Source organism: Streptomyces sp. NPDC006235 (genome assembly GCF_040613735.1).
Taxonomy (GTDB): Bacteria; Actinomycetota; Actinomycetes; order Streptomycetales; family Streptomycetaceae; genus Streptomyces.
The window spans coordinates 69,035-93,982 of the sequence record NZ_JBEXSR010000018.1 but is presented as its reverse complement, the minus strand read 5'-3'; the positions used below and the strand labels follow the sequence as shown (position 1 = coordinate 93,982).

The following is a 24,948-nucleotide window of genomic DNA, read 5'->3' as shown; positions in this document are numbered from 1 at the left end:
GTTTCAGTCCCGGGGGTAGACGATCGCGGTGGCGCCGCTGATCTCCATGACGTCCACGGTCTTTCCGGCAGGGATCACCAGCGTTTCGTCGTAGGCGCGGGCCGTCCACTCCTCGCCGTCGATGCGGACCCTGCCGCCCAGGCCCGTCACCTCGGAGACGACATAGGCGGCCCTGCCGACCAGTGCGTCCACGCCGAACCGCTCCGTCTGGGGCTGGAAGACGTGGCGCAGTGCGATGGGGCGCACGAACAGCACGGTGACTGTCGCGACGACGGTGAACACCAGGAATTGCAACGGCAGTGGCAGCCCGACCGCGGCGGAGCCCGCCGTGACCAGCGCGGCCGCACTCAGCATTCCGAGTGCGGCGGTAAGGGTGAAGATCTCCGCCGCGGCCAACACGGCTGCGATGATCAACCAGATCAGCCATGGGTCCATAGCGTGCCTCTTCCGACGGCGCCGGCGCGGAGAACCTGACTCCTACCATTGGACCCCCGAATCGTACGGCCGCGATAGCCCTGGGAAAGGAAATCCTGACGGCAGAGGTCCGGGCCGATTCGTCAGACCCGGGCGAGCTCGGCGGCGCCGAATGACACGTCGAAGCGGTCGCACCAGATGCTCACGCTGCCGTAGCCCGACGGATCCACGTCAGGGGGCAGGGCGTAGTTCTGACTTCCCTTGTTGCCCTTCAGTTTGCCGAGGCTGACGTACTTCCCGTCGTCGAAGACGTGCCACCCGGCCTGCCCCTGCTTCACCGGCGCGTCGGTCAGCCAGACGCGCAGGTCCGGTCCGTTGCTGGTGTCGAGGTTCTCCAGCCGGAGGACATGGGAGCCGTCGGCCAGCCGTACGAGCTTCACCGTGCCCGATGTGGCGTGCTCGTGGCTGATCAGCTCGCCACGGGCCAGCGTCTGCGGGCCGCTGGCCGGGGAGGGCTGCTCCGACGGCTCGCCCGAGGGCGCCGCGGCGGGAGGAGCGGAGTTCTCCACGACCCCGGGCAGCGCCTCTTGGACGGTCTCGTCCTGCCACAGCTTCCACGGCTGGAACCAGTACAGCCCGAAGCCGACCCCGGCGACCACCGCCACCAGCACCGCGACGGCCAACGGCCCGGTCAATACCTTGCGCACGCGTCCCATCCCCCACTCGTCTCCTGAGACGTTCCTGTTGCTCTCCCATTCAACGGACTCCGGCGGCCCGGCAGCACCCCGCAGCTGATGACGAAATTCTTACGCCGCGCCGTCGGTCACGGGGATGGAGAACAGCCTGCCCCCGGTCCCGCTCAGCGATGCTCGGGGTTGTCCGCCCCTGGTCGGCAGCCCGCGTCCCACTCCGTGCGCTGGTTGCCGTGGGCCGGGATCCCTCCGGCGCGTTTGAGCAGGGCCGCCAGGTGCATCAGGTTCCAGGTCATGAAGGCGGTGTTGCGGTTGGTGAAGTCGTTCTCCGGGCCGCCCGAGCCGGGGTCCAGGTACGAAGGGCCGGGCCCCGCGGCGCCGATCCAGCCCGCGTCGGCCTGCGGCGGGACGGTGTAGCCGAGGTGCTGGAGGCTGTAGAGGACGTTCATGGCGCAGTGCTTGACGCCGTCCTCGTTGCCGGTGATCAGACACCCTCCGACCCGTCCGTAGTAGGCGTACTGTCCCTGGGAGTTGAGCAGGCTGGAGCAGCTGTACAGGCGCTCGATGACCTGCTTGGTGACGGAGCTGTTGTCACCCAGCCAGATGGGTCCGGCCAGGACCAGGATGTCCGCGGCCATCACCTGTTCGTACAGCGCCGGCCAGGCGTCGGTGGCGAAGCCGTGCTCGGTCATGTCGGGATAGACGCCCGGCGCGATGTCCTGGTCGACAGCGCGGACGAGGTGCGTGGTCACCCCTTGCGCCTCCATGATCGCCCGGCTCTTGTCGATGAGTCCCTGGGTGTGGCTGATCTGGGGCGACGGCTTGAGCGTGCAGTTGATGAAGAGGGCGTGCAGGTCGTCGAAGCGGTATCCGTCCTCGGCGGACGGGGCCGGCGGTGCTTCCATGGCGGACTCCGGGGGGGAGCGGTCAGGGTGAGGGGCGGGTGCCAGGGGCAGCGTCTCGCGTAAACCGCGTGCTGTCCGGTTGCGACGCACCGGCCGGGCGGGCCGGCCTTGCGTTTCCGTCCGCCACCCCGGGAAACCCGCCGTGTGTGGTCGCGTATGGAGCCGAGCAGCGGGTGCGCGTTCCCGCGCTTCGGGCCGGCTGGCTGAGGCAGACGTTCGTCCACTGGGCCTTTCCGCCGGACGCGGTCCAGGCGCTGTTGCCCGAGGACCTGGTGGTGGACGAGTACGAGGGGGCGGCCTGGGTGGGGCTCACCCCCTTCGTGATGGCGGATGTGCGCCCTCCCGCGGTGCCCGCCCCGGTGCCGGGGCTCCCGGCGTTCGCGGAGACCAACCTGCGGACCTTCGTCCGGCACCGGGACGGGACGGACGGGCTGTGGTTCCTGTCCATCGAGGTGGCCTGCCCGCTGATGCTCGCGGCCCGGGCCGTCGGCGCGCCGTACCACCCGGGCACGCTGAGCGTCTCCCTCGACGGGGACGCCGTTTCGTACGCCGGGTCCAGGTGGGCCGGCGAGGCCTCCTACCGCCTGGTGGTCCGGCCCGGCGACCCGATCACACCCACCGAGCGGGACGTGTGGCTGACCTCGCGCTGGCGGGCGTACACCCGTCGGCTCGGCGTGCTCTGGGAGACGCCGGTCGAACACGAGCCCTGGCCGCTGGCGGACGCCGCCGTCGACGTGCTCGAGGAGACGCTGACCAGCGCGGCGGGCCTCCCCGCGCCCACCGCCCAGCCCCTGGTGCACTTCTCGGAAGGAGTGCGCCACGTGCGGCTGGGGGTTACGAGGCCGCGTGTCCCGGCTCCGGGTCGGTCGCCGGGTCGGTCCGGGGAGTAGCACCGTGAGCCGCATGCGCGGCACCCGCGGAGGGCGCTCGCGGCTGCGCTTCGACGGCTGGATCGCGGGCGTGGGCACCTCCTCCGGGACACGCGTCGTGCTGGGGCACTGGCAGCGGTCGCCGTTCGGGGCGTTCAGCGACGTGATGATCGAGCGGGCCGACGGGGAACGGCTGCTGCTCGCCCCCTCGCACCGGACGGCGGACTTCGTCAGTGCCACCTACGGCTTCGACACGGTGCGTGTCGTGCCGGTAGAGGTGAGCGTCGCGGACGACACCTGGACGGTCACCGCGGGGCCTTTCGAGCTCGTCTTCACCGTGGGCCGGCGACGGCCGGTGGGCGTCCTCCTGGCGGCCGTGCCCGGCGCGCTCGCCGCCCGCCCGGCGTGGGCCGCCCTGACGAACGGGCCCGCCCGTCTGCTGCCGACCCACGTGCGCACCCGCGGCCGTACCGGCGCGCGGCGCCGCGAGTGGTACGGCGTACAGGACATGCGGCCGGTCGGCGCGGTGTCCGCGGCCTTCGAGGGACACGATCTCGGTGTCATGGCACCGGTCGAACCACCCGTGCGCTTCGGGTTCGCTTCGGTGCCCCGGAAACCCACGCTCACGCGGGTCACGACGACGGTGGAAGTGGAGCGGCCTAATGCCAGTCGCTGATCCGGACGTCGTCGGGCGCGGGCCTGCCGTGTCCGGTCTCCACGAAGTCCTTGAGACTCAGCAGGAAGGTCGCCCACTTGGTGCTGCAGTGGTGCATGAACTCGACCGGCTCGCGCCAGCCCTCGTGCTTGAACAGGACGATCGTGTACTCGTCGCGCCGGCTGAGGTTCCAGTCGATCTCGGTCCCGATCCACTCCGCGGGGCCGTCCGTGACGCGCCACCGCACCCGGCCGACCGGGTCGAGCTCCAGGATCTCCATGTCGAAGCCGCCGACGTCGCCGAAGCGGAACGCGAGCTGCCCGCCGACCTCGCTCTTGCCGGTGGTGTCGGTCGTCCACCAGCCGGCGATGCCCTCGGGCGTCGCGATGGCACGGTAGACGTCGGCCAGCGGCGCGAGGGCGCCGATGCGATGCAGGATGTCGGGCATCTTCATGCTCCTTCGGTGTGGTCTTCGGTGTGGTCGCGGCTGCGTTCGATCGCCTCCGCGATGTGCTTGATTCGGCGCAGTCGGGCATCCCAGGACGTGCCGACCGCGGCCAGTTGCGCGGCCGCGCGGGCGAGTTGTGCCTCGTCGACCCGGTAACGCCGCTCGCGGCCGGCCGGCTCGGCACGGACCAGCCCGACCCGGTCGAGGACGGCGAGGTGTTTGGACACGGCCTGCCGGGTGAGGGGCAGGCCCGCGCTGAGCGAAGTGGCCGTTCCGGCCCCGGACGCCAGGAGCAGGTCGATCAGCGTGCGCCGGGTGGGGTCACCGATCGCCGACCACAGCTCGTCGTCGACCGGGGTGCTCATGAGGCCGACACCAGCCGCGCGATGTACGCGTCCAGCCGGGGGATGTAGTGGTCCCAGCCGCTCACGTGATCGCGGTACTGCTCCTCGAGTACGGCGATCTCCCAGCCCATCTCGCGGAACCCGGTCTCGGTCATCCGCACCCGGGTCCCCTGCTCTGTCGGCAGCAGGTCGAAGGTGACCAGCAACGAGTCCCCGCCACGTTCGGCGCCGGTGTAGCACCACCTGAACGAGAACCGGGACGGCGGGTCGACCTCGACGACGGTGAGCGCGACGGTCATCGTCTCGCCGGTCGTCTCGTCCCGCCAGAAGAGCTCACCGGGCGCGCCCGGCACGGACTTGAACCGCGCGTCGTCCGGCCACCACTCCCTCATGTGCTCCGGCCTGCTGACGACTTCGAAGACCACCTCCGGTGACGCGTCGACGTGGATCTCGCGCTCGATGCTGCCGTGTTCCATGCCCGAAGCCTTTCGCAACCTTTAGTTGCGTATCAGCGTACGACAGAGGGCGGCCATGCGCAACATTTGGTTGCGCATGGGCTCGAAGCCGACCTCAGCCGTCGGCGACGCCCGTACGCGGCTGCCGGTGGGGCCGCAGCGCGCGGCGCGCTATGGCGAACCGGTGCGTCTCCGACGGGCCGTCGTAGATGCGGAACGGCCGCACCTCCCGGAACAGGCGGGCCAGCGGGGCGTCGGCGGCCGAGATGCCGAGCGCTCCGCAGATCTGCACCGCGCGGTCGACCACCCGGTTCACCGCCTCGGCCACGAAGGTCTTGGACACCGAGGTGAGCTGCGAGGCGGCTGCGGAGCCGGTGTCCAGTTCCCAGGCCGTGCGCAGGATCAGGGCGCGGCTCGCCTCGATGTCGATCTCGGAGTCGGCCAGCATCTGCTGGACCATGCCGAGGTCTCCCAGCGCCGAGCCGAACGCCATCCGGCTCCCCGCCCGCTCCAGCGCCACGTCCTGGGCGCGGCGGGCAGCTCCCAGCCAGCGCATGCAGTGCGTCATCCGGGCGGGACCGAGCCGGACCTGGGCGCCCTCGAAGCCGTGGTCCACCGCGCCGAGCACCTGCTCCTCCCCCACCACGCAATCCTCGAACGCGATCTCGCTGTGCCCGGCGAAGAGCGACTCGTCGAGGGTCTCGATGGTCCGGACGTGGCGCATGCCGGGGTTGCCGGCGTCGACCAGGAACATGGTGGCGCCACCCGGGTCGCCGGGACTGCCGGAGGTGCGGGCCATGACGATGGCGAAGCCGGCCCCCTCGGCGCCGGTGATGAACCACTTGCGCCCGTCGATGCGCCAGCCGCCGGGAACCCGGGTCGCGGTGGTCCGCAGGGAGCGCGGATCGGCGCCGGCCCCGGGAGCCGGTTCGGTCATGGCGAAGCAGGACCGCGACTCCCCCGCCGCGAGCGGACGCAGATACCTCTGCTTCTGCTCCTCGGTGGCCACCTTCTCCAGCAGGTGCATGTTGCCCTCGTCCGGGGCCGCGCAGTTCAGCGCCAGCGGTCCGAGCAGGGAGTAGCCCGCCGCTTCGAACACGACCGCCTGCCCGCGCAGGTCGAGCCCGTGTCCGCCCCAGCGTGCCGGCACGTGCGGGGCGAAGATCCCCGCATCGCGGGCGGCCTTCTGCAGAGTCTCCCGCAGGGCCTCGGGGGCGTCGTGCACGGACCCGCCGCACTCGCGCTCGGCCGGAATGACCACCTCGCGCACGAACTCGGCCGTGGCCGAGGCGAGTTGAGTGACAGTCGGGTCTACATCGAACTGGATGGGCACGGGACCTCCCGCCGACGGGCGTACGGGCATCGGGTCCCGTCGCATCTAGAAACTGTATAGCGTCTTAAGTATCTTTCCTGGAAGCGCCGGGCACGGGAAGCACCCGGCGACGGGAAGCTACGACAGGAGAAGCACCCATGAGCCTTGCCGTGAGCACCGAGCCGGTCCGGATCGTCCGCCACCCCGACCGGGTCGTCGAGCTGAGACTCGACGACCCGGGACGGGGCAACGCCCTGGATCTGAGGACGGCCGAGGCCTTGCGGGACACCGCGCGCGAGGTGGCCGCGGACCCGGGCGGCGCCGTGCTGCTGCGGGCGTCGGGCGGCAGCTTCTGCGTGGGCGGTGACCTGCGCGCCTTCGCCGGCCGCGGCACCGGGACCGGCACCTACGTCCATGCCGTGGCGAGTGCCGCGCACGCGGCGGTACAGGCCCTGTACGAGCTGCCCGTGCCGCTGGTGACCGCCGTGCGCGGCGCGGCCGCGGGTGGCGGGATCGGCCTGGCGCTGGTGGGCGACATGGTCCTGGCGGCCCGGTCCGCGCGGTTCCGGCTGGCGTACACGGCGATCGGGCTGACGCCGGACTGCGGGGCCTCCTGGTTCCTGCCCCGCCTGGTGGGCCCTCGCAGGGCGGCGGACCTGATCCTCACCAACCGGGTCCTGACCGGCGACGACGCCGAACGATGGGGTCTGGCCTCCCGCTGCGTGGAGGACGAGGAACTGGACGACGCGGCGCACCGGACCGCGGCCGGTCTGGCGGCCGGCGCCGACGACGCGCTGCGTGCCGCGAAGGGCCTGCTGCGCGTCGGCACCGCGGCCGAACTGACCCGCCACCTCGCCGAAGAGGCGCGACTGATCGCCTCCCTGGCGGACGGCCGGGAGGCGCGGGACCGCATGGCGTCGTTCCTCGCCGCGCGAGGCCGCCCGAAGGGGGGCGACGGCCGGGCCGAGGCCGGCGCATCCGAAAGTGTTTCTTGAGTCCCTCTTCACTAACAGGCTCGCCGAGGCGTAACCTCCGGGCAACACAGATCCGAGGAACCGGTCACCACAGAGCCGGGGAAAAGGTGTGGCGATGCAATCTGCTGCCGTGGGCCTTCCGGACGCTCCCGACGAGCCTCTCGGCGAAGCCGTCGTCGATCTCGTCCTGCGGGGCATGTGGCGCGGCCGTCCGGAGTCCGAGCACCGTCCGCTGGTCGACGCCGGGCTGGCGATGGTGAAGGGGCCGGTGGTGCTGCCGACCGAGCGGGCCAAGGCCGCCGCCGCGCGGATCCTGCGGGTTCCCGCGGGCTCCGGGCAGGAGGCGCGGATCACCGCCGCCTATGAGGCGTTCCTGCCGGTCAACCGGAAGATCCGCGACGTGTGCACGGCCTGGCAGTGCCGCCCGGACGGCACCGCGAACGACCACTCCGACGAGGCCTACGACGCCGGGGTGCGCGAGTCGCTGGAAGACGTGCACGAGGCCATCCAGCCCGTGCTGCGCAGGCTGGAACGAGTACTCGCGGGCAGCGACCGGTACCTCCCGGCCCTCGAGGAGGCCCTCGACCGTTTCGACGACGGCGCGACGGCGTGGCTGGCCTCACCTTTGTGCGACTCGTACCACACGGTGTGGATGCGGCTGCACCAGGAACTGCTGCTCGTGCTGGGGATCAGCCGGGCCGAGGACGAGACCCTGGAAGAGGAACTGGTCACGAGGAGCCGGGGGTGAGCGTCGCCGACCGCGAAGCGGGCCCGCTCGCACACTCCGGCGCCTCCCTCGCACCCTCCGAGGCCCCCGGCCGGGTCCTGGTGCCCTACGGGCAGGGCCGGATCCGCGGCCTCGACGCCGCCGAGCTGGGCGCGCACGGCGCGGCGATGGACCGGCTGGTCGCCCTCGGACTGCCGGTCGTGCCGGGGCTCACCGTGCCCGCGGGCGCCTCCGCGTCGCTGGGTGAAACCGACACCGCCGAGGCCGCCGTCGCTCTGGTCGAACAGCTCTCGGGGCGGCGGATCGGCGACGCGGGCCGGCCGCTGCTGCTGCGTCTGTCGGCGAGCGCGCCGACCGAGATCGCGGGGCTGCCGCCCGACCTGGCCTGTCTCGGCGTGTCCATGGGCAACGCCGACGACCTGTGCGCCGTCATCGGGCGCGCGGAGGCCTTGTACGAGGTGTGGGCCGCCACCGTACGGATGATCGCCGAGTACGCCCTCGACGTCTCCGGTGCGGTGCTCGACGACGCCCTCCTGGACACGCCCGAGCCACGGGCGCGAGTGGAAGCGCTGCTGTCCCTGGTGGCGCGGCACGGCTCCCGGCCCTTCCCGGACGACCCGGCGCAGCAGCTCGCGCTGGCCGCCCGCGCCCTCCTCGCCCGGTGGGACTCGCCGCGCGCGCGGAGGTCCCGCCGGGCCCAGCGGCTCCCCGCCGATCTGGCCCTGGCCCTGCATGTGCAGGCGCTGCGCATCGGCCCGTCCGACCACTCGGGCTACGGCACGGCGGTCAGCCGCGATCCCGAGACCGGGCGGCTCTCCCCCCGGGGCTTCTTCTTCCGGGGCGTGCGCCGCAGCGCCCCGCCGCCGCACACCGGCGAACCGCTGGACCGGCTCGGGGGCGGGACCGCGCTGCTGGAGCACTCCCTGCTCACCCTGGAGCGTCATCTGCGGGCACCGGTGTCGGTCGACTTCGAGGTGCGCGACGACGAGATCTCCCTGCTCGCCGCCTCGGCGCAACTGCGCCCGCCGCTCAGGGCGGCGGTCTGTCTGGCCGCGGACCTGGCCCGGGACGGGGCGCTCGGCCGCGAGGACGCCGTACGGCGGATCAGCCCCGCGCAGGTGCAGGAACTGCTGCACCCCCAGCTGCGGCTGACCGGCGGCGAGGACCTCCTGGTGACGGGGCTGCCCGCGTCCCCGGGGGCGGCGACCGGAGCGGTCGTGCTGTCCAGTGAACGTGCCCTCGAACTGGCCGCGGACGGGACGCGGGTCGTGCTCGTGGCCGCCGAGACGACCCCGGCGGACGTCCCCGGGATGCTGGCCTCCGCCGCCGTGCTGACCGGCAGCGGCGGGATCGCCTCGCACGCCGCCGTGGTGGCGCGGGGAGCCGGCAAACCCGCCGTGTGCGGCGCCGAGGGGCTGCGCGTGGACCCGGCCGCCGGGACGGTCCGCTTCGGGGAGCGGGTGGTGCGCGAGGGCGACCCGGTCTCACTGGACGGCCGTACCGGCGCCGTCTACGCCGGGACCCTGAGCGTCAGCGTCGCCGGACCGCCGCCCGAGCTGTCCACCCTGCTGGAGTGGGGGGACGGCATGCGCCGGCTGGGCGTGCGGGTCAACGCCGACACCGCCGCCGAGGTCGACACCGCCCTCGCCCTGGGCGCGGAGGGCGTCGGACTGTGCCGTACGGAACACCAGTTCCTCGGCGAGCGGCTGCCGCTGATCCGCCGGGTGCTCCTGGCCGCCGACCCGACCGCCCGCGACGAGGCCATGGTGGCGCTGGAGCGCGCGCAGCACGAGGACTTCCGCGCGCTGCTGGCCGCCGTCGGGAACCGCCCGGTGACCGTGCGCCTGCTGGACGCCCCGCTGCACGAGTTCCTGCCCGCCCCCGGACAGGCCCTGGACGCGGGCGAGGATCAGCGGGCCGCCGCACTGCGCGAGGCGAACCCGATGCTCGGGCTGCGCGGGGTGCGGCTGGCCCTGCTGCACGAGAGGCTCTACCCGGCGCAGGCCGAGGCGCTCTTCACCGCCTGGGCCGATGTCGCCGCCACCGGGGTGCGTCCGGAGCTGGAGGTGATGATCCCGCTCGTCAGCCTGCCGGAGGAACTCGCCGCCGCGGCCGCGTACGTGCGCGGTGCCGCCGACGCGGTCGCCGCCCGCACCGGCGTCGAGGTCCCGTACCGGCTCGGCACGATGATCGAGACCCCGCGGGCCGCGCTGCTGGCCGGCGAACTGGCCGAGCACGCCGAGTTCTTCTCCTTCGGCACCAACGACCTCACTCAGCTCACCTACGGGTTCTCCCGGGACGACGTCGAGCGCCAGGTGCTCGCCTCGTACCAGGAGCGCGGGTTCCTGACCGCCAGCCCGTTCGCCCGGCTCGACCCGCACGGGGTGGGGGCGCTCGTCGCCCTGGCCGCCGAACGGGCACGGAGCGTACGGCCCGGCATCAAGCTCGGTGTGTGCGGTGAGCACGGCGGGGACCCGGAGTCGATCGCCTTCTGCGACGACGTCGGCCTCGACTACGTCTCCTGCTCCGCGCACCGCGTACCGGTGGCCCGCATGGCCGCCGCGCACAGTGCCCTGCGGCAGCGGCAGGACGAGGGCGGGAGCGCACGATGACGAGCACCGCGACCGAGGGCACGGCCCTGTCGGACACCGAGCTGGACGATCTGCGCGAGACCGTGCGGTCGGTGTGCGCGGCCGCCGGCGGCACCGCCGCGGTCCGCCGGATGTCCGAGGAAGCCCCCGGCATCGACGCCGAGTTGTGGGACACCCTCGGCCGGCAGGTCGGCCTCGCGGCCCTCGGCCTGCCCGAATCGGCGGGCGGCATCGGCGGCCTCGCCGAGATCACCACCGTCTGCGAGGAGCTGGGCAGGACGCTGGCACCGGTACCGCTGCTGTCCTCCACCGTGTTGGCCGGGCAGGTGCTGGCCGGCTGCGGTACGGCCGACAAGGCGCTGGCCGAGCTGGCCGAGGGCACCGTGCACGCCCTGGCGGTGGCCGCGCCCGACGGGAGGTGGCGGCCCGGCGCCGTGCCGGTGGCCGTCTCCTGGCAGGGCGGTGTCCCGCTGCTGGACGGCACCGCGCCCTTCGTCCTCGACGGCGCCGACGCCGAGGCGCTGGTGGTGGCCGCGGCGGGCACCGACGGCGTGGACCTCTTCCTGGCCGACCCGCGCGAGCCCGGGGTCAGGGTGCGCCGGGTGCCCACGCTGGACCTCAGCCGGGGCCAGGCGGTGGTCACCTTCTCCGGGGCCCGGGCCAGGGCGCTGACCGCCGGCGGCGAGGGAACGGACATCGTCTCCCGCGCCCTGGACGTGGCGCTGATCGCCCTGGCCGCCGAACAACTCGGCGGAGCACAGGCCGCGTTGGACATGACGGTGGCCCATGTGCGCGACCGCACCCAGTTCGGCAGGGCGATCGGCGGCTTCCAGGCGGTCAAGCACGCCTGCGCCGACATGCTGCTCCAAGTGGAGGCCGCACGGTCGGCCGTGGTCCGCGCGGTCCTGACGGACGGCTCGCCCCAGGCGCTGGCCGAGGCGGCGGCGGTGGCGCAGGCGTGGTGCGGCGAGGCGTTCGTCTCCGTCGCCGCCGAGTGCGTGCAGTTCCACGGCGGGATGGGCTTCACCTGGGAGCACGACGCGCACCTGTACTTCCGGCGCGCCCAGTCGGACGCGGTCCTGCTGGGCGGCGCCGCACACCATCGGGAACGGCTGGCCGGGCTGCTGGGCTGGTGACGTGGAAGGCGGGACGGCATGGCCACCAGACTCATCGACGAGTCACTGTTCGAGAGCGGGGCGTTCGACGGAGGTTGCGACGCCGGGGATCCACCGCGTCTCGTGGGCGCCCGCTGCTCCGCGTGCGGCACCGTCGTCTTCCCCCGGCAGGACTCGTGCCCCCGGTGTCCGGACGGGGCGATGTCCGCGCGGGTGCTGCCGGTGAGCGGGCGGGTGTGGTCGTGGACGCTCCAGGCGTTTCCGCCGAAGCCGCCGTACCGGCCGCCGGCCGGTGGCCACCGGCCGTACCACGTGGGCTATGTGGACCTCGGTGAGGTGCTGGTCGAGGCACGGCTGGCGGTGCCCCGCGCGCAGATCCGGATCGGTCTGCCGGTCCGGCTCACCACGGTGCCCGCGTACCGGGACGAGGACGGAACCGACGTGCTGACCTTCGGGTTCCGCGCGGAGCTGGACGGGGAGCGATGAGACGGCCCGACGACGTGTACGTGGTCGGCTGCGGGATGCATCCCTTCGGCCGCGACGAGAGCGTCACCGGAATGGACATGGCCGAGCGTGCGATACGCGAGGCGCTGACCGACGCCGGTGTCGCCTGGGAGGACATCGGCTACGCGGCCGGCGGCTCCGACGTGTCCGGCAAACCCGACACCCTGGTGGGCCGGCTGGGCCTGACCGGCGTGCCGTTCGTCAACGTGCAGAACGGCTGCGCGACCGGCGCATCCACCGTGCTCACGGTGGCCAACGCGCTGCGCGCCGGCGAGGCCTGCGTGGGGCTGGCGGTGGGGTTCGACAAGCACGAGCGCGGCGCGTTCCACGTCTCCGCGGCCCGCTACGGCCTGGGCGACTGGTACGCCGAGACCGGCATGATGCTCACCACCCAGTTCTTCGCCCTCAAGACTCAGCGGTACCTGTACGAACACGGGATCTCGGAGCGGGCGCTGGCGACGGTGGCGGCGCGGGCCTTGCGCAACGGCTCGCACCACCCACTGGCCTGGCGGCGCAAGCCGCTGACGGAGCAGGAGATCCTGGACTCCGCCGAGGTCAGTCCCCCGCTCACGCAGTACATGTTCTGTTCGCCCGGACAGGGCGCGGCCGCGCTGGTGCTGGCGCTCGGCGACCGCGCGTTCGACCTGTGCGAACGGCCGGTCAGGCTCGCGTCACTGGCCTTCAGGACCCGGCGGTTCGGTTCGTTCGAGGTGTTCTCGCCCTGGCTGCCGCCGGGGCCGCACCGCAGCCCCAGCGTGGACGCCGCGGAGGCGGTCTTCCGTACGGCGGGGCTGGGTCCCGCGGACGTCCAGGTGGCCCAGTTGCAGGACACCGACAGCGGCTCGGAGCTGATCCACCTGGCGGAGACCGGGCTGTGCGGCCACGGCGAGCAGGAGGCACTGCTGGCCGCGGGGGACACCGATCCCTCGGGCCGCATCCCGGTCAACACCGACGGCGGCTGTCTGGCCGGCGGGGAGCCCGTCGGCGCCTCCGGGCTGCGTCAGTTCCACGAGGTCGTACGGCAGTTGCAGGGCCGGGCGCCTGGTCTGCAGGTGCCCGGCGCGCCCCGAGTGGGCTTCACCCATGTCTACGGGGCGCCAGGGATCAGCGCCTGCTCGGTCCTCACGGTGTGAAAGGGCGGACACCGCCATGCGGCACGACGGCAGAACGGCGCTCGTCACGGGCGGGGCACGGGGAATCGGGCTGGAGATCGGCCGGCAGCTCGCGGACCGGGGGCTGCGGGTCCTGGTCGCGGCGCGGAATCCGGAGGCCGCCGGAGGAGGCGTGCCGTGCCATCGGCCCGGCGGCGGTGCCGCTGGCCCTGGACGTGACGTCCGCGCGGAGCGTCGCCGAAGCGGTCCGGCAAGCGAGTGAGCTGACCGGCGGCATCGACGTGCTGGTGAACAACGCCGGAGTGTCGCTGGACGGGGACCTGCGGCCGCCTTACGTCGACGAGGACGTCCTGCACGCCACGCTGGACACCAACTTCACCGGCGCCTGGCGGGTGGCGCAGGCCGTCGTCCCGGGCATGGTGGAAGCCGGCTACGGGCGGGTCGTGAACGTCACCAGCTCGTACGGTTCGCTGGCGCTGATGGACTCGGGTGGGCGTCCCGCCTACCGGATCTCCAAGACGGCGCTCAACGCCCTGACCCGTATGTTCGCCGCCGAGCTGTCCGGTACGGGCGTCCTGGTCAACGCCGCCGACCCCGGCTGGACGCGCAGCGGCATGGGCGGTCCCTCCGCCCACTGGCCTGGTGAACCGCCTCAGGTCCGGGACGCGGCAGGCTCGGCAGACTTCGCCGCTTTCGCGGACTTCGCCGACTTCGCCGCTTTCGCCGACTTCGCCGGTTTCTGCTCGGTGGCGACGATGCGCAGGGCCAGCTCCCTGACCGCCTCCAGCACGGAGCGGGAGGGCAACTGGGACAGCGGTCCCCCCTCCGCCCGCAGCGCGGTGACGAGCATGGTCGTACTGATCAGGGTGCGGACCGCGAGCGCCTGTGAGGCGTGCCGTACCTTCGCCGCCCGGGGGCTGCGGGTGGTGCCCTCGGGGAGATAGTCGTAGCCACGCTGGATGTGCCGCTGCTCGAACTCGTCCCGCAGCACCTTGACGCTGCCGTTGGCCGAGGCGACCTGGACCTGGTACAGGCGGGCCTCGTCCGGGTTCTGCTCCACCCAGTCCCACACGGCGTCGATGACGCGGATCAGCCCCTCCGCGTCACCCGGCTCGGACTCCGGACGGGCCGCCTCCACGACTGCGTTCAGCTGGTCGAACACGCGACGCATGGCGAGTTCGAGCAGCTCCTCCTTGCCGTCGAAGTGGTAGTAGACGGCCGTGGGCACCACCTCGGCCTCGTCCGCGATGTCCTGGATGCTGGTCTCCGCGAAGCCGTTGCGGCCGAACACCCGCACGGCGGCGGTGATGATGTGCTGCCGCCGCGAGGGTCGGTGGGCGGGCTGCTTGCCGTTCTTCGTGGTGGCCATCATGCTCCCTGCCGGCTGCCGTGACCCCGCGTCCGAGGGCCCTGTGTACTGCCCATGCTATCCAGTAACTCCAACCGGCCGGCAGAGTAATTCCTGCTGCGTGTGGGCTTACGGGACACTCGCCGCCCGGCATACTTGACACCATGACGACCTCCGGAACCCGCGCCGCTCACCGTCCGTCGCGCAAGCAGTGGGTGATCGAAGCAGCCACCGAGCTGTTCGCCACCCAGCCGCCGGACGAGGTGACGGTGGCCGACATCGCCGCGCGCGCGGAGATGACCTCGGCGGCGGTGTACTACCACTTCTCCTCCAAGGACCAGGTCCTGGCCGAGGGGATGCGGGCGTTCGCCACCGCACTGCGCGAGCAGTTGCAGGCGCTGACGGAGGCCCATGAACCCGGGTCGGACATCGGCGCGGCGGTCACCACGCTCCTGGCCTGGCTGGGCGAACACCGTTCCGCCGCCACGGTGTTCTTCGTGTCGTCGGCCGGCATGAGCCAGGAGGCGGAAGCGCTGCGCCAGGAGAGCCGCAGCGAGTTGCTGGACGAGCTGGTGCGGCTGATCCGCAAGGCCCGCACGTCCGTCACCGACGCCGAGGCTGCGGTGATCGGGCTGGGCCTGCTGGCGCTGCTGGAGACCGCGGCGATCTCACAGGTCCGGGGCGACGACGTGTACCGGTCGCTGGGGCACCGCTCGTTCGTCCGCGAGGTCGGCGCCCTCGCGGAGCGGATCGCCGACCCGGCGACCTGAGGGGCTGTCCGGCGGATCACACCAGCAGCCGGAGGGGCCTGCGCAGCAAGTCACCGACCGTGCGCAGGTATTCGGCCGCGGGTGCCCCGTCGACGGCACGGTGATCGAAGGTGAGGCTCAGGGTGAGCACCCGCGTCCGCAGCGGCCGGTCGTCCTCCCACTCGACGCCGTCCCTGAGCCTGCCCACCCCGAGGATCGCGACATTGCCGGGGTTGATCACCGGGGTGAAGAAGTCGACGCCGTATCCGCCGAGCGAGGTGACGGTGAAGGTGGCCCCTTCCAGTTGCGCGGGGGAGATCCGCCCGTCGCGCGCGGCCTGGGCCAGGCCCCTGGACCGGCGGGCCATCTCGGGCAACGGCAGCTGGACGGCATCCTCGATCACGGGGACCATGAGGCCGCCCGGAACGGCCACGGCGAAGCCCAGGTGGACGCCGTCGAGCAGATGGATGCCGTCCTCCCGCACCGTCGCGTTGAGCAGCGGGTGCTCGCGCAGGGCCAGGGCCGCGGCCTTCAGCAGGAAGTCGTTGATGCTCGGCACCGGCAGATCGCTGTCGGCCCACTCCTCCTTGAGCCGGTCCCGCAGGGACACCACGGCGTCCATCCGCACCTCGTAGCCATGCGTCAGCTGTGCCATCTCCTGGAGGCTGGCGTGCATCCTGCGGGCGATGGTGCCGCGCATGCCGGTGAGCGGGAGGACGTCGCCGGGCCGGGGGGCCGCGCCCCGGTGGGGAGTGGCCGCGTCCCTGTGGGGAAGTGCCGGGGTGAGGGCGTCGAGGTCGGAGCGGCGGATCCGGCCGCCCGGGCCGGTGCCGTTCACCTCGGAGAGGTCGATGCCCCGTTCCTTGGCCAGCTTGCGGACCAGCGGCGAGGAGGAGGTGCCGCCCGGCGGGACCGGCGTGCCGAGGTCACCGGGGAGGGCCTCGAGGAACTCCTCCACGTCCTCGGAGACGATCCGTCCGCCGGGTCCCGTGCCGCGTACGGCGGTGAGCTCGACGTCGGTAGCGGTGGCGACCCGCCGGGCGTTGGGTGAGGACAGAAGCCGGCCGGCGGTGCCGTTGGCGCAGGGCACCGCGGGAGCAGCGCCGGCGTCGGTGTCGTCGAGCGCGGGCAGAGACGCACCAGCCCCGGACCCGGCCGGCATCGGCGTACCCGCCGGGCCCGGTGGCTGCTCGCCCTCGGCCAGCAGCCAGCCGATGAGGGCGCCGGTGGGGACGGTGACGCCCGCCGGGACCACCGGGTGGAACAGTCCCCCGGCCTCCGCCTCGACGTCCACGTCGACCTTGTCTGTCGCCAGCCTCAGCAGGGCGTCGCCCTCCGCGACGGCCGCGCCGACCGGCACGAGCCATTCGTCGATCGTGCCTTCCTGCATGGTCAGACCGATCTTCGGCAGCAGAACCTCGACCGCCATGCCGGTCACACCCTTTCGAGAAGACGCCGGCAGCCCTGGGCGATGCGGGCGCGATCGGGCACGTACGCCTTCTCCAGGACCGGGGAGAAGGGCACCGGGGAGAAGGGGGCGCCGATGCGCAGGACCGGCGCGTCCAGGTAGTCGAAGGCGGCGTCCTGGATCTGCGCGGCGATCTCCGCGCCGAGCCCGCCGAAGGTGACGGCCTCGTGCACCACGAGCACCCGGTTGGTACGGCGGACGGAGGCGAACATCGTCTCCGTGTCCAGCGGCTGCACGCTGCGGGGGTCGATCACCTCGATCTCCACGCCCTCGGCCGCCAGTTCTTCGGCCGCCGCGAGGGCCTCCCCCACCATGCGGCCCAAGGCGATCACCGTGACGTCGGAGCCGTGCCGGGCGGTGTGCGCCTGGCCCAGCGGGATGCCGTAGATCTCCTCGGGCACCTCGCTGATGCTGCCGAGCAGGACCTTGTTGAGCATGATGACGACCGGGTTGTCGTCCCTGATGGCCGAGACGGTCAGGCCCTTGGCGGTGTACGCGTCGGACGGCATCACCACCTTGAGGCCGGGCACGTGGGCCAGCCAGGCCTCAAGGCTCTGGCTGTGCTGGGCGGCGGCGCCGAGGCCCGCTCCGGAGGCGGTGGTGATGGTGAGCGGCACGGACAGCGCGCCACCGAACATGTACTTCATCTTGGCGGCCTGGTTGACGATCTGGTCGAGGCAGACGCCGATGAAGTCCATGAACATCAGGTCGACGACGGGCCGCAGGCCCCGGGCGGCGGCTCCCACGCCGAGGCCGACCAGGGCGGCTTCGGAGATCGGGGTGTCGATCATGCGGCGGGGGCCGAACTCGTCGAGCAGGTTGTCGAACATGCGGAAGACGCCGCCGTATCCGGCCACGTCCTCACCGGCGACGAAGACGTTCTCGTCCTCGCGCATGGCCTGGGCGAGCCCCTCGTTGAAGGCCTTGACGTAGGACAGCTTGCGGGGGGCGGCGACCGGAGTGACGGCCGGTGCCTCGGTGGTGGTGGTCATGGCGGTCATCCCGAGTAGACGTTGAGCAGCAGGTCGGCGGGGTCGGGCAGCGGGCTCGCCTCGGCGTACGCGATGGCCTCGGCGATCTCGTCGCGCGTGCGCTGCCATACGTCGTCCAGCTCGGCACGGGTCGCGGTGCCGTCGGCGACGGCCCGGGCCTCCAGCAGGTCGATGGGGTCACGCGTCTTCCACTGCGCGACCTCCTCGTCGGAGCGGTAGGGGTGACGCAAGCCCTTGACACCCTGGTGGTCGAAGAAGCGGTAGGTCTTGGCCTCGATCATCATCGGGCCCGCGCCCGCCCGGGCCCGCTCCACGGCTTCGGCGGCGGCCCGGTGGACGGCGACCGCGTCCATGCCGTCGACTATCACGCTGGGCATGCCGTAGGCGGCGGCGCGGTCGGCGACATCGGTGAGCAGCATGTGCGCGGACTGCGGCGTGAACTCCGCGTAGCCGTTGTTCTCACAGACGAAGACCACGGGCAGGCCGAGGATCGCGGCCATGTTGGCGCCCTCGTGCCAGGCGCCGATGTTGGTGGCGCCGTCACCGAAGAAGGTCACGGCGACGTTGTCCTCGCCCTTGTACCGGGCGGCGAAGGCCGCGCCCACGGCGATGGGGACACCGGCCCCGACGATGCCGTTGGCGCCGAGCATGCCGCGGGTGAGGTCGTTGATGTGCATGCTGCCGCCGCGGCCGAGGCAGGCGCCGGTGACCCGGCCGTACAGCTCGGCGTACATCGCGCGGAAGCCGACGCCCTTGGCCACGGCGTGCCCGTGGCCGCGGTGGGTGGAGGTGATCTGGTCGTCGTCGCGCAGGGCCGCCATCACACCGGCGGCGACGGCTTCCTGGCCGACATACAGGTGCAGGAAGCCGGGCAGTTTGCCGGCCTCCATGAGTTTTCCCGCCTCGGTCTCGAACAGCCGGATGCGCACCATGCGCTCGTGCAGGTCCTTGATGACCGGCGCGCTGACCTGCGCGGTTTTCTTCGACGCCGTTGACACTCGTTGAGCCACCGTCCGCCCCTTCGTCCGAGGGAGGTTGCCAAGCAATCGGACTTACTTGTGCCGGTCTACAGTAACCAGCAGGGGCACCTTACTGAACAGTGTCTCTAATTACTATGACCCGGGCCGGGGTCGTCGGCACGCGCGTCCACCAACTCCACGACATTGCCCTCCGGATCGGCCCAGAAGCTGATCCGCCGACCGCGGGTCAGGACCACGACCGGGTCCGACAGCGGCCGGACACCCGCGGACGGCAGCGCCGCCACCACAGGGTCCATGTCGTCGAGATGGAAGGTCAGACAGGACAGCCCAAGGCGTCCGGCCGGCGGGGCCATCGCGTGGACCGGCACCGGGGCCGACCGGGGAAGGATCAACTTGACGCACCCGCCGGAGGGCACCCGCAGCCAGGTGACCACCAGCTCGCCGCCGAGCCCTGCCGGACCGCCGACGGCCTGCGGTACGCCCGAGCGGCGCTCGGCGCGGCAGCCGAGCACGTCGCAGTAGAAGCGCTCCATCAGCTCCAGGTCCCGCACCACCACGCCCACCTCGAACGGCAGGGTCGTGACCATCGCACCCACCCCCACGGGACACTGAGCGGCAACTTCGGCACTTTCTATTGACAGACCACACTAAGTCCTGTTGTCGTTTCGGACACAGCCCAGCTGTCGCGTTCAGAAGCCGGTCACCGGCTCGCGGCTGGGAGGATGTGAGGACATCGTGGTCCAAACCAGTTCGCCGGAGATTCGGGAGACAGACGCCGGGCCGCCCAGGTCGTCGATCTCAGGCCCCTCGGCCCCCTCGGCCCCCTCGGCTCCCGAGTACGCGTCGTGGATCAGCCGGGACCGGTCCACCGACGCGGCGTCCCTGACGATGCGGCGGGAGGCCGCCGAACTCGTCGAGCGTGTGATGACGCACTACCGCGACAACACGACGCACGAGGCGGACGGCCAGTGGACGGAACCCGTCGCCAACTACCTCGACGCCGGCCGCTGGCAGCGCGAGACCGACGCCGTGCACCGCAGCGTCCCCCTGCCGCTCGCCATGTCCAGCGAGCTTCCCGGGCCGAACACCTACAAGGCGATCGACGTGCTCGGCATCCCCGTGCTGATCACCCGTGACCGCCAGGGCACCGTGCACGCGATGATCAACGCCTGCCGGCACCGGGGAGCCAAGCTCATCGAACCCGGCTGCGGGGTGTCGAAGCGGCTCACCTGCCCGTACCACTCGTGGTCGTACGACCTCGCCGGGGAGCTGCGGGGCGTGTACGCGGAGAAGACCTTCGGGGAGGTTCCGCGTGAGGGCCGAAGTCTCGTCCGGCTCCCGGCCGGGGAGCGCGCGGGCATCGTCTTCGTCTCGCTGGATCCGGCGGCCGAGCCCGACCTGGACGCCTGGCTGGGCGACCTGCAGCCCCTGCTGGAGGGCCTCCGGCTGGCGGAGTGCCACCACTACGCCACCAGCGAGCTGACCAGTCCCAACTGGAAGGTCACCCTCGACGGGTACCTGGAGACGTACCACTTCGCCTCGCTGCACCCGAAGACCGTGTTCGAGACGAACCTCTCGAACATGATGGCCCACGACACCTGGGGCCCTCACCAGCGCATCGCACCGGCCCTGCGCCCCATCGCGCAGGCGGTCGAGCTGCCGCCGGACCAGCGTGATCCCGGGGACTGTGTCGGGCCCATCTACTGGCTCTTCCCGGGCCTGGCGATCGCGGGCGGCTGGCGCCAGAAGATCGCCGTCTCCCTGGTGCTCCCCCGGACGGCGACCGAGTCGGTGACCCAGCAGATCATCCTGCTGCGGGACCCTGCGGTCACCGAGGAGGAGCGCGAGGCCGCCGACCGGTTCGGCGCGTGGTTCCACGAGGTGGTCCGCGACGAGGACTACGCGACCACCTACGGAGTCCAGCAGGGCCTGAAGGCCCTCGACGGGACCGACTTCGTCTTCGGACGCAACGAGCCCGGACTCCAGCACTTCCACCGCACCATCCATCAGCACCTGGACACAGCACCCCACAGAGCCGCCAGGTGAGCAACCAACCAGACTCGCGGGAGAACACCATGGTGGCTACGGGCAGCCTCGACGGACGTGTCGCGGTGATCACGGGCAGCACGCGCAGCATCGGCCGCGCCATCGCCGAGGCCTTCCTGGCCGACGGCGCCACGGTCGTCGTCAGCGGCCGGAGCGAGGTCAAGGGCAAGCAGGCCCTGGAGGAGATGGACGCCGGGGACCGGGCCGTCTTCCACCCCTGCGACGCCAACAGCCAGGAGGACATCGAGGGCCTCGCCGACTTCGCCGCCGAGCGCTTCGGCAGGCTCGACATCTGGGTCAACAACGTCGGCGGCAGCTCCGGCTTCGCCCCGATCCACCAGCTCAGCGACGAGGCGTGGCACAACGCCCTCAACCTGAACGTCAACGGCTACTTCTACGGCACCCGCCGGGCCCTGCCGAAGATGCTGGAGGGCGGCTGGGGCCGCATCATCAACATCTCCTCGGTGGAGGGCAAGCAGGCCAACAAGCCCGCGATCAGCCACTACATCACCAACAAACACGCCATCCACGGCCTGACCAAGGCGACCGCCTTCGAGTACGGCACCCAGGGCATCACCTGCAACGCCATCTGCCCCGGCGCCGTCGACACCGACCTCATGCGGGCCGCGGGTCCCGCCGCCGCGGAGGCCGAGGGCATCTCCTACGAGGACTGGCTGAGCCGCTTCGCCGAGCACGCCGCCACCAAGAAGATCACCACGGTGGAGCAGATCGCGGCGGTCGCCTCACTGCTCGCGAGCGAGGCGGGGGCGGGTATCACCGGCACGCTGATCAGCGTCGACGGCGGAACAGCGCAGTGGTAGGCGCGGGTACGGACAGCGGGAGACCTCGGTCATGAAGAGCTGGATCACGGACTGGCAGCGCAGTGAGCGGCTGCCGCACTACACCCGGGCCAACGCGGGCGAGACCCTGCCGGAACCCGCCAGCCCGCTGGGCTGGACCCTGGTCTGGGGACGGGGCCTGCAGGGCTGGCGTCGCGGCTTCGTCGGGTTCGGCATCTACCGCGAGGAGGAGGTGGCCGGCCCCCGGCCGCCGTTCGTCGGCATGTTCGGCGGCCACTTCTACCTGAACCTGTCCCACATGCGGCTGTTCGGTATCCGCATGGGGCAGACGGCGGACCAGATCGACGCGGCCTTCGTCGGTCAGCGCTCCGACACGCCGGTGTACCTGGCGCACCCGGACGACCAGGACGAGGAGCTGACCGCCAAGGCGGGCGCGACGCTCCAGCGGATGCTCGGCCAGACCTCCTTCCCGGAGGCCGACGCCGACCGGGAGCGCCTGCGCGCCCTGCGCCGCTCGCGACCCGAGCCGGCGAAGCTGTCCGACGCCGAACTCGTGGCGCACGTACGGTCGTTGCTGGACGAGGTGGAGACGACGTTCCAGCGGCACGTCGAGTCGTCGCTGCCCGCGTCCGTCGGGCCGGCGATCCTCGGCCCACTGTGCGCGAGCGCGGACCGCCCCGGCGCCATGCTCGACCTGATCGGCGGTCTGGGCGACGTCGACTCCGCCTCCCCGTCGACCGGGCTGTGGGCACTCTCCCGCCAGGTGGCGGCCTCGGCCGAACTGAGCGCGCTCTTCGACCGGGGTCCGGCCGCGGTGGAGCGGGCACTCGACGCCGCAACCGGCGATGTGAAGACGTTCCGTGACTCCTTCGAGGCGTTCCTCGCGGAGTCCGGCGACCGCGGTCCCAACGAGTGGGACATCCACGCGCTGTCCTGGGAGGCGTCGCCCGTCCAGGCACTGGCCCTGGTCGACCGGATCCGGCACAGCCCCGACGACGACTCCCCGGCGGCCCGGCGCACACGGCTGACCGAGGGGCGCGAGCGGACGGCGCGGGAGATCCGGGCCGTGCTGCCCGAGGAGGCGCAGCCGATGTTCGACGCCGGGATGCACGCCTCCCAGGTGTGGATCCCGGCCCGCGAGCGCACCAAGGCGAACTGCGTCACCGTCGTCAACGAGATCCGCATGGCCGTACGGGAGCTCGGCCGCCGCGGTGTCGAGGCGGGGCTCTTCGCCCGGCCCGAGGACGTGATGATGCTGCTGGACACCGAGCTCGACGACTACGTCACCGCTCCGGAGTCCTTCGGCCCGGTCATCGCGCGGCGGCTGGAGGAGTACGCGGGTCTGCACGAGCTGGAACCGCCGTTCTTCGTCGCCGACGACGCGCAGACCGAGATCGACACCTGGCCGCGCCGCGCCGAGGAGCGGACCGAGGCGGCCGTCGAGGGCGATGTGCTCGGCGGTGTGGGCGGCAGCCACGGCACGTACACCGGCAGGGTGCGCGTGGTCACCGACCCGGCTTCCTGCGAGGCACTGGAGCCCGGCGAGGTGCTGGTCGCGCCGATCACGGACGCGGCCTGGACCCCGCTGTTCCTGGTGGCCGGCGCGGCCGTCGTGGACGTGGGCGCGCTCAACAGCCACGCCGTGGTGGTCTGCCGTGAGCTGGGCATCCCGGCCGTCATCTCCGTCGAGGGCGGAACGCGACGGCTGCGGGACGGCATGGTGATCACGGTCGACGGTGAGCGGGGCACGGTCACCGTCGACAGTGTTCCCGCGCCGCTCGGCATCTGAGAACTCCGCGGGCCCGTCGCTTCCCTGCACCGGAGCGACGGGCCCGCGGGCACGACCAGGGAAGGACCACCATGGCTGAGGAAATCATCGTCTCCGGCTGGATGGACTACGAACCCCGCGACCGCGAGACCATGTTGGCGGCCCTCGTGGAGCTAGGCCGGCGTACCCGCGAGGAGGAAACCGGCTGTCTGGACTACGCGATGACAGCCGATCCCGAGGACGAGCGGCGTATCCGGGTGTACGAGCACTGGACGTCGCGGCAGGCCCTCGACGAGCACTTCACCACCCCGCACATCAAGGACTTCCGGACGGCCGTCGCGGGGCTGACCCGGGTCGGGGTCTCCCTGACGGCCCACACCGTCGCCGCGTCACATCCCATGCGCTGAGCGCGCCTTCAGGGAGACCCGTCCAGCCGCACCAGCATCTTCCCGACGTTGCCGCCGTCCAGCAGGGACAGCAGCGCACCCGCGGCGTTCTCCAGGCCGTCGACGACCGTCTCGCGCGCGGTGATCCGGCCCTCGGTGAGCCAGCCCGCGACCCGCTGCTCGAACTCCGGCCGCAGGTCCTCGTGGTCACGGACGATGAACCCGGACAGCGTCAGCCGCTTGAGGACCGCCTGGATCAACTGGTTGATGTCCACGGTCCGTCCCGCGCCGCCGAACTGCGACATCATGCCGCACAGGGCGACCCGGCCACCGGTGCGCAGCGCGTTCAGAGCGGCGGCGAGCTGCTCACCGCCGACGTTGTCGAAGTACACGTCGATGCCGTCGGGTGCCAGCCGCGCCAGCGCGTCGCGCACCGGCTCGGTCCGGTAGTCCGCGGCCGCGTCGTAGCCGAACTCCTTCACCAGCAGGGCGCACTTGTCCGGCCCTCCGGCGGTCCCGACGACGCGGTCCGCGCCCAGCAGACGGGCGAACTGGCCAGCGGCGGTGCCGACGGCGCCGGCCGCCGCCGACACGAAGACGGTGTCGCCCGGCCGCAGCCGCGCGACACGGGTCAGGCCGACGTACGCGGTGAATCCGGTCTGGCCGAGCAGGCCCAGCCAGGTGGGCAGCGGCGCCAGGTCCGGGTCGATGCGGCCGGCGCCGTCGACGGACACCGCGTCGATCACGGCCCTCTCCCGCCAGCCGAGTTGATGACGTACGTACGTGCCCGGCGGCACCGAGACGCAGCGGCTCTCCTCCACGACACCGAGCGCACGGCCGTCGAGCGGCGAGCCGGGGGTGAAGTTGTGCGTGTAGTGCTTCTCGGTGGTCGACAGCCGCCCGCGCATGGACGGGTCGACGCTCATGTAGAGGTTGCGGACGAGCAGCTGCCCCTCCCCCAGGGCCGGCAGCGGGCGCTCCTCGACCAGGAAGTCACCGGGGAGCGGTTCTCCGTCGGGCCGGCGCGCCAGGCAGACCACTCGGGTGGTACGGGGCGTCATGAGGTCACTCCTCCGGCTGCGGGGTGGTGCGCCGCTGGGCGAGGCGGCCGACCCAGCCGGCCATCTGGAGGTCGGCGTGGCGCAGTTCGCCCGACTGCCACCGGGCCTGGAAGTCGAAGACGCCCCGCACCCCTGTCCTGGGATCGGTCACCTCGACCAGTCCGTCCTCGGTGAGCCGGTACACATGGCCGGTCAGTGGGTGGATCACTTGCTTGGAGAGGTTGGACATGGGG

General features: G+C 72.1%; 28 protein-coding genes and 1 pseudogene. 15 read left to right on the top strand and 14 right to left on the bottom strand.

The features are described from left to right. Positions 1 to 3: 3 nt before the first annotated feature. From ABZ192_RS21995 to ABZ192_RS21985, 3 genes are all read right to left on the bottom strand, one after another. Complete coding sequence (locus ABZ192_RS21995) at positions 4 to 435, bottom strand: NfeD family protein (RefSeq protein ID WP_356926133.1); 432 nt, start codon at positions 433 to 435, stop codon at positions 4 to 6. 122 nt (positions 436 to 557) lie between these two features. Beyond that, positions 558 to 1,130: a DM13 domain-containing protein gene (locus tag ABZ192_RS21990; RefSeq protein ID WP_356926132.1), complete on the bottom strand. Its 573-nt coding sequence runs from the start codon at positions 1,128 to 1,130 to the stop codon at positions 558 to 560. Between the two features lie 143 nt (positions 1,131 to 1,273). Next, positions 1,274 to 2,011 carry a flavodoxin family protein gene (locus tag ABZ192_RS21985; RefSeq protein WP_356926131.1) on the bottom strand — a complete coding sequence of 246 codons (738 nt, stop codon included), beginning with the start codon at positions 2,009 to 2,011 and terminating at the stop codon, positions 1,274 to 1,276. 173 nt (positions 2,012 to 2,184) lie between these two features. Between ABZ192_RS21985 and ABZ192_RS21980 the strand changes: the two genes are divergently transcribed. Continuing rightward, positions 2,185 to 2,901, top strand: coding sequence for a DUF2071 domain-containing protein (locus tag ABZ192_RS21980; protein WP_356926130.1), 717 nt, complete (start codon positions 2,185 to 2,187; stop codon positions 2,899 to 2,901). Positions 2,902 to 2,914: 13 nt separating this feature from the next. After that, positions 2,915 to 3,556 (top strand): hypothetical protein, encoded by a 642-nt coding sequence (locus tag ABZ192_RS21975; RefSeq protein ID WP_356926129.1) that lies wholly within the window; start codon positions 2,915 to 2,917, stop codon positions 3,554 to 3,556. Here ABZ192_RS21975 and ABZ192_RS21970 read toward each other — a convergent pair. The 4 genes from ABZ192_RS21970 to ABZ192_RS21955 all read right to left on the bottom strand — a co-directional run bounded on the left by ABZ192_RS21970 (position 3,540) and on the right by ABZ192_RS21955 (position 6,115). After that, positions 3,540 to 3,983: an SRPBCC domain-containing protein gene (locus tag ABZ192_RS21970; protein WP_356926128.1), complete on the bottom strand. Its 444-nt coding sequence runs from the start codon at positions 3,981 to 3,983 to the stop codon at positions 3,540 to 3,542. The genes ABZ192_RS21975 and ABZ192_RS21970 overlap by 17 nt on opposite strands. Before the next feature lie 2 nt (positions 3,984 to 3,985). Beyond that, positions 3,986 to 4,348, bottom strand: coding sequence for a metalloregulator ArsR/SmtB family transcription factor (locus ABZ192_RS21965; protein ID WP_356926127.1), 363 nt, complete (start codon positions 4,346 to 4,348; stop codon positions 3,986 to 3,988). Further along, entirely contained in the window at positions 4,345 to 4,803 is a 459-nt protein-coding gene (locus ABZ192_RS21960) for an SRPBCC domain-containing protein (protein WP_356926126.1), read from the bottom strand. Before ABZ192_RS21960 ends, ABZ192_RS21965 begins: the two co-directional genes overlap by 4 nt. A 94-nt stretch (positions 4,804 to 4,897) precedes the next feature. Continuing rightward, positions 4,898 to 6,115, bottom strand: a complete 1,218-nt coding sequence (locus ABZ192_RS21955; protein WP_356926125.1) for an acyl-CoA dehydrogenase family protein — start codon at positions 6,113 to 6,115, stop codon at positions 4,898 to 4,900. Between the two features lie 137 nt (positions 6,116 to 6,252). Here ABZ192_RS21955 and ABZ192_RS21950 point away from each other — a divergent pair, with 137 nt between their 5' ends. The 8 genes and pseudogenes from ABZ192_RS21950 to ABZ192_RS21915 form a co-directional block, all read left to right on the top strand. Then, complete coding sequence (locus ABZ192_RS21950; protein WP_356926124.1) at positions 6,253 to 7,089, top strand: enoyl-CoA hydratase/isomerase family protein; 837 nt, start codon at positions 6,253 to 6,255, stop codon at positions 7,087 to 7,089. 94 nt (positions 7,090 to 7,183) lie between these two features. Then, positions 7,184 to 7,816 carry a hypothetical protein gene (locus tag ABZ192_RS21945; RefSeq protein WP_356926123.1) on the top strand — a complete coding sequence of 211 codons (633 nt, stop codon included), beginning with the start codon at positions 7,184 to 7,186 and terminating at the stop codon, positions 7,814 to 7,816. Continuing rightward, positions 7,813 to 10,407, top strand: coding sequence for a putative PEP-binding protein (locus tag ABZ192_RS21940; protein ID WP_356926122.1), 2,595 nt, complete (start codon positions 7,813 to 7,815; stop codon positions 10,405 to 10,407). Before ABZ192_RS21945 ends, ABZ192_RS21940 begins: the two co-directional genes overlap by 4 nt. Continuing rightward, positions 10,404 to 11,522 carry an acyl-CoA dehydrogenase family protein gene (locus ABZ192_RS21935; RefSeq protein ID WP_356926121.1) on the top strand — a complete coding sequence of 373 codons (1,119 nt, stop codon included), beginning with the start codon at positions 10,404 to 10,406 and terminating at the stop codon, positions 11,520 to 11,522. The genes ABZ192_RS21940 and ABZ192_RS21935 overlap by 4 nt, the downstream gene beginning before the upstream one ends. A gap of 18 nt (positions 11,523 to 11,540) precedes the next feature. Next, positions 11,541 to 11,987, top strand: a complete 447-nt coding sequence (locus ABZ192_RS21930) for an OB-fold domain-containing protein (protein ID WP_356926120.1) — start codon at positions 11,541 to 11,543, stop codon at positions 11,985 to 11,987. Then, positions 11,984 to 13,138, top strand: coding sequence for a thiolase family protein (locus ABZ192_RS21925; RefSeq protein WP_356926119.1), 1,155 nt, complete (start codon positions 11,984 to 11,986; stop codon positions 13,136 to 13,138). The genes ABZ192_RS21930 and ABZ192_RS21925 overlap by 4 nt, the downstream gene beginning before the upstream one ends. Further along, positions 13,089 to 13,379, top strand: a complete 291-nt coding sequence (locus tag ABZ192_RS21920) for an SDR family NAD(P)-dependent oxidoreductase (protein ID WP_356926118.1) — start codon at positions 13,089 to 13,091, stop codon at positions 13,377 to 13,379. Before ABZ192_RS21925 ends, ABZ192_RS21920 begins: the two co-directional genes overlap by 50 nt. Beyond that, positions 13,267 to 13,740: pseudogene (locus ABZ192_RS21915) on the top strand (SDR family NAD(P)-dependent oxidoreductase); the annotation flags it as partial. The gene ABZ192_RS21920 and the pseudogene ABZ192_RS21915, both read left to right, overlap by 113 nt. A gap of 29 nt (positions 13,741 to 13,769) precedes the next feature. Here ABZ192_RS21915 and ABZ192_RS21910 read toward each other — a convergent pair. After that, positions 13,770 to 14,486 (bottom strand): TetR/AcrR family transcriptional regulator, encoded by a 717-nt coding sequence (locus ABZ192_RS21910; RefSeq protein WP_356926117.1) that lies wholly within the window; start codon positions 14,484 to 14,486, stop codon positions 13,770 to 13,772. A gap of 143 nt (positions 14,487 to 14,629) precedes the next feature. On the opposite strand from ABZ192_RS21910, the gene ABZ192_RS21905 reads away from it, so the two are divergent. Further along, positions 14,630 to 15,235, top strand: a complete 606-nt coding sequence (locus tag ABZ192_RS21905; protein ID WP_150479013.1) for a TetR/AcrR family transcriptional regulator — start codon at positions 14,630 to 14,632, stop codon at positions 15,233 to 15,235. A gap of 16 nt (positions 15,236 to 15,251) precedes the next feature. Here the strand turns inward: ABZ192_RS21905 and ABZ192_RS21900 are convergent, their stop codons facing one another. The 4 genes from ABZ192_RS21900 to ABZ192_RS21885 all read right to left on the bottom strand — a co-directional run bounded on the left by ABZ192_RS21900 (position 15,252) and on the right by ABZ192_RS21885 (position 19,241). Beyond that, positions 15,252 to 16,643: a 2-oxo acid dehydrogenase subunit E2 gene (locus ABZ192_RS21900; protein ID WP_356926116.1), complete on the bottom strand. Its 1,392-nt coding sequence runs from the start codon at positions 16,641 to 16,643 to the stop codon at positions 15,252 to 15,254. 5 nt (positions 16,644 to 16,648) lie between these two features. Beyond that, entirely contained in the window at positions 16,649 to 17,674 is a 1,026-nt protein-coding gene (locus ABZ192_RS21895; RefSeq protein ID WP_356926115.1) for an alpha-ketoacid dehydrogenase subunit beta, read from the bottom strand. Between the two features lie 5 nt (positions 17,675 to 17,679). Further along, positions 17,680 to 18,684 (bottom strand): thiamine pyrophosphate-dependent dehydrogenase E1 component subunit alpha, encoded by a 1,005-nt coding sequence (locus ABZ192_RS21890; protein ID WP_356926114.1) that lies wholly within the window; start codon positions 18,682 to 18,684, stop codon positions 17,680 to 17,682. A 95-nt stretch (positions 18,685 to 18,779) separates the two neighbouring features. Beyond that, entirely contained in the window at positions 18,780 to 19,241 is a 462-nt protein-coding gene (locus ABZ192_RS21885; RefSeq protein WP_356926113.1) for a VOC family protein, read from the bottom strand. Positions 19,242 to 19,389: 148 nt separating this feature from the next. Between ABZ192_RS21885 and ABZ192_RS21880 the strand changes: the two genes are divergently transcribed. The 4 genes from ABZ192_RS21880 to ABZ192_RS21865 all read left to right on the top strand — a co-directional run bounded on the left by ABZ192_RS21880 (position 19,390) and on the right by ABZ192_RS21865 (position 23,675). After that, positions 19,390 to 20,700, top strand: coding sequence for an aromatic ring-hydroxylating dioxygenase subunit alpha (locus ABZ192_RS21880; RefSeq protein WP_356926112.1), 1,311 nt, complete (start codon positions 19,390 to 19,392; stop codon positions 20,698 to 20,700). Continuing rightward, positions 20,697 to 21,521: an SDR family NAD(P)-dependent oxidoreductase gene (locus ABZ192_RS21875; protein ID WP_356926111.1), complete on the top strand. Its 825-nt coding sequence runs from the start codon at positions 20,697 to 20,699 to the stop codon at positions 21,519 to 21,521. The genes ABZ192_RS21880 and ABZ192_RS21875 overlap by 4 nt, the downstream gene beginning before the upstream one ends. Before the next feature lie 31 nt (positions 21,522 to 21,552). After that, positions 21,553 to 23,289 carry a PEP-utilizing enzyme gene (locus ABZ192_RS21870; protein WP_356926110.1) on the top strand — a complete coding sequence of 579 codons (1,737 nt, stop codon included), beginning with the start codon at positions 21,553 to 21,555 and terminating at the stop codon, positions 23,287 to 23,289. 71 nt (positions 23,290 to 23,360) lie between these two features. After that, complete coding sequence (locus ABZ192_RS21865) at positions 23,361 to 23,675, top strand: putative quinol monooxygenase (RefSeq protein ID WP_356926109.1); 315 nt, start codon at positions 23,361 to 23,363, stop codon at positions 23,673 to 23,675. Positions 23,676 to 23,683: 8 nt separating this feature from the next. On the opposite strand, the gene ABZ192_RS21860 is transcribed toward ABZ192_RS21865, so the two are convergent. Together ABZ192_RS21860 and ABZ192_RS21855 are read right to left on the bottom strand one after the other, a co-directional pair. Beyond that, the gene (locus ABZ192_RS21860; RefSeq protein WP_356926108.1) at positions 23,684 to 24,715 is read right to left on the bottom strand and encodes an NADP-dependent oxidoreductase; all 1,032 of its coding nucleotides are present in this window, start codon (positions 24,713 to 24,715) and stop codon (positions 23,684 to 23,686) included. 4 nt (positions 24,716 to 24,719) lie between these two features. Further along, positions 24,720 to 24,944 carry a transposase gene (locus ABZ192_RS21855; protein ID WP_356926107.1) on the bottom strand — a complete coding sequence of 75 codons (225 nt, stop codon included), beginning with the start codon at positions 24,942 to 24,944 and terminating at the stop codon, positions 24,720 to 24,722. Positions 24,945 to 24,948: the final 4 nt, after the last annotated feature.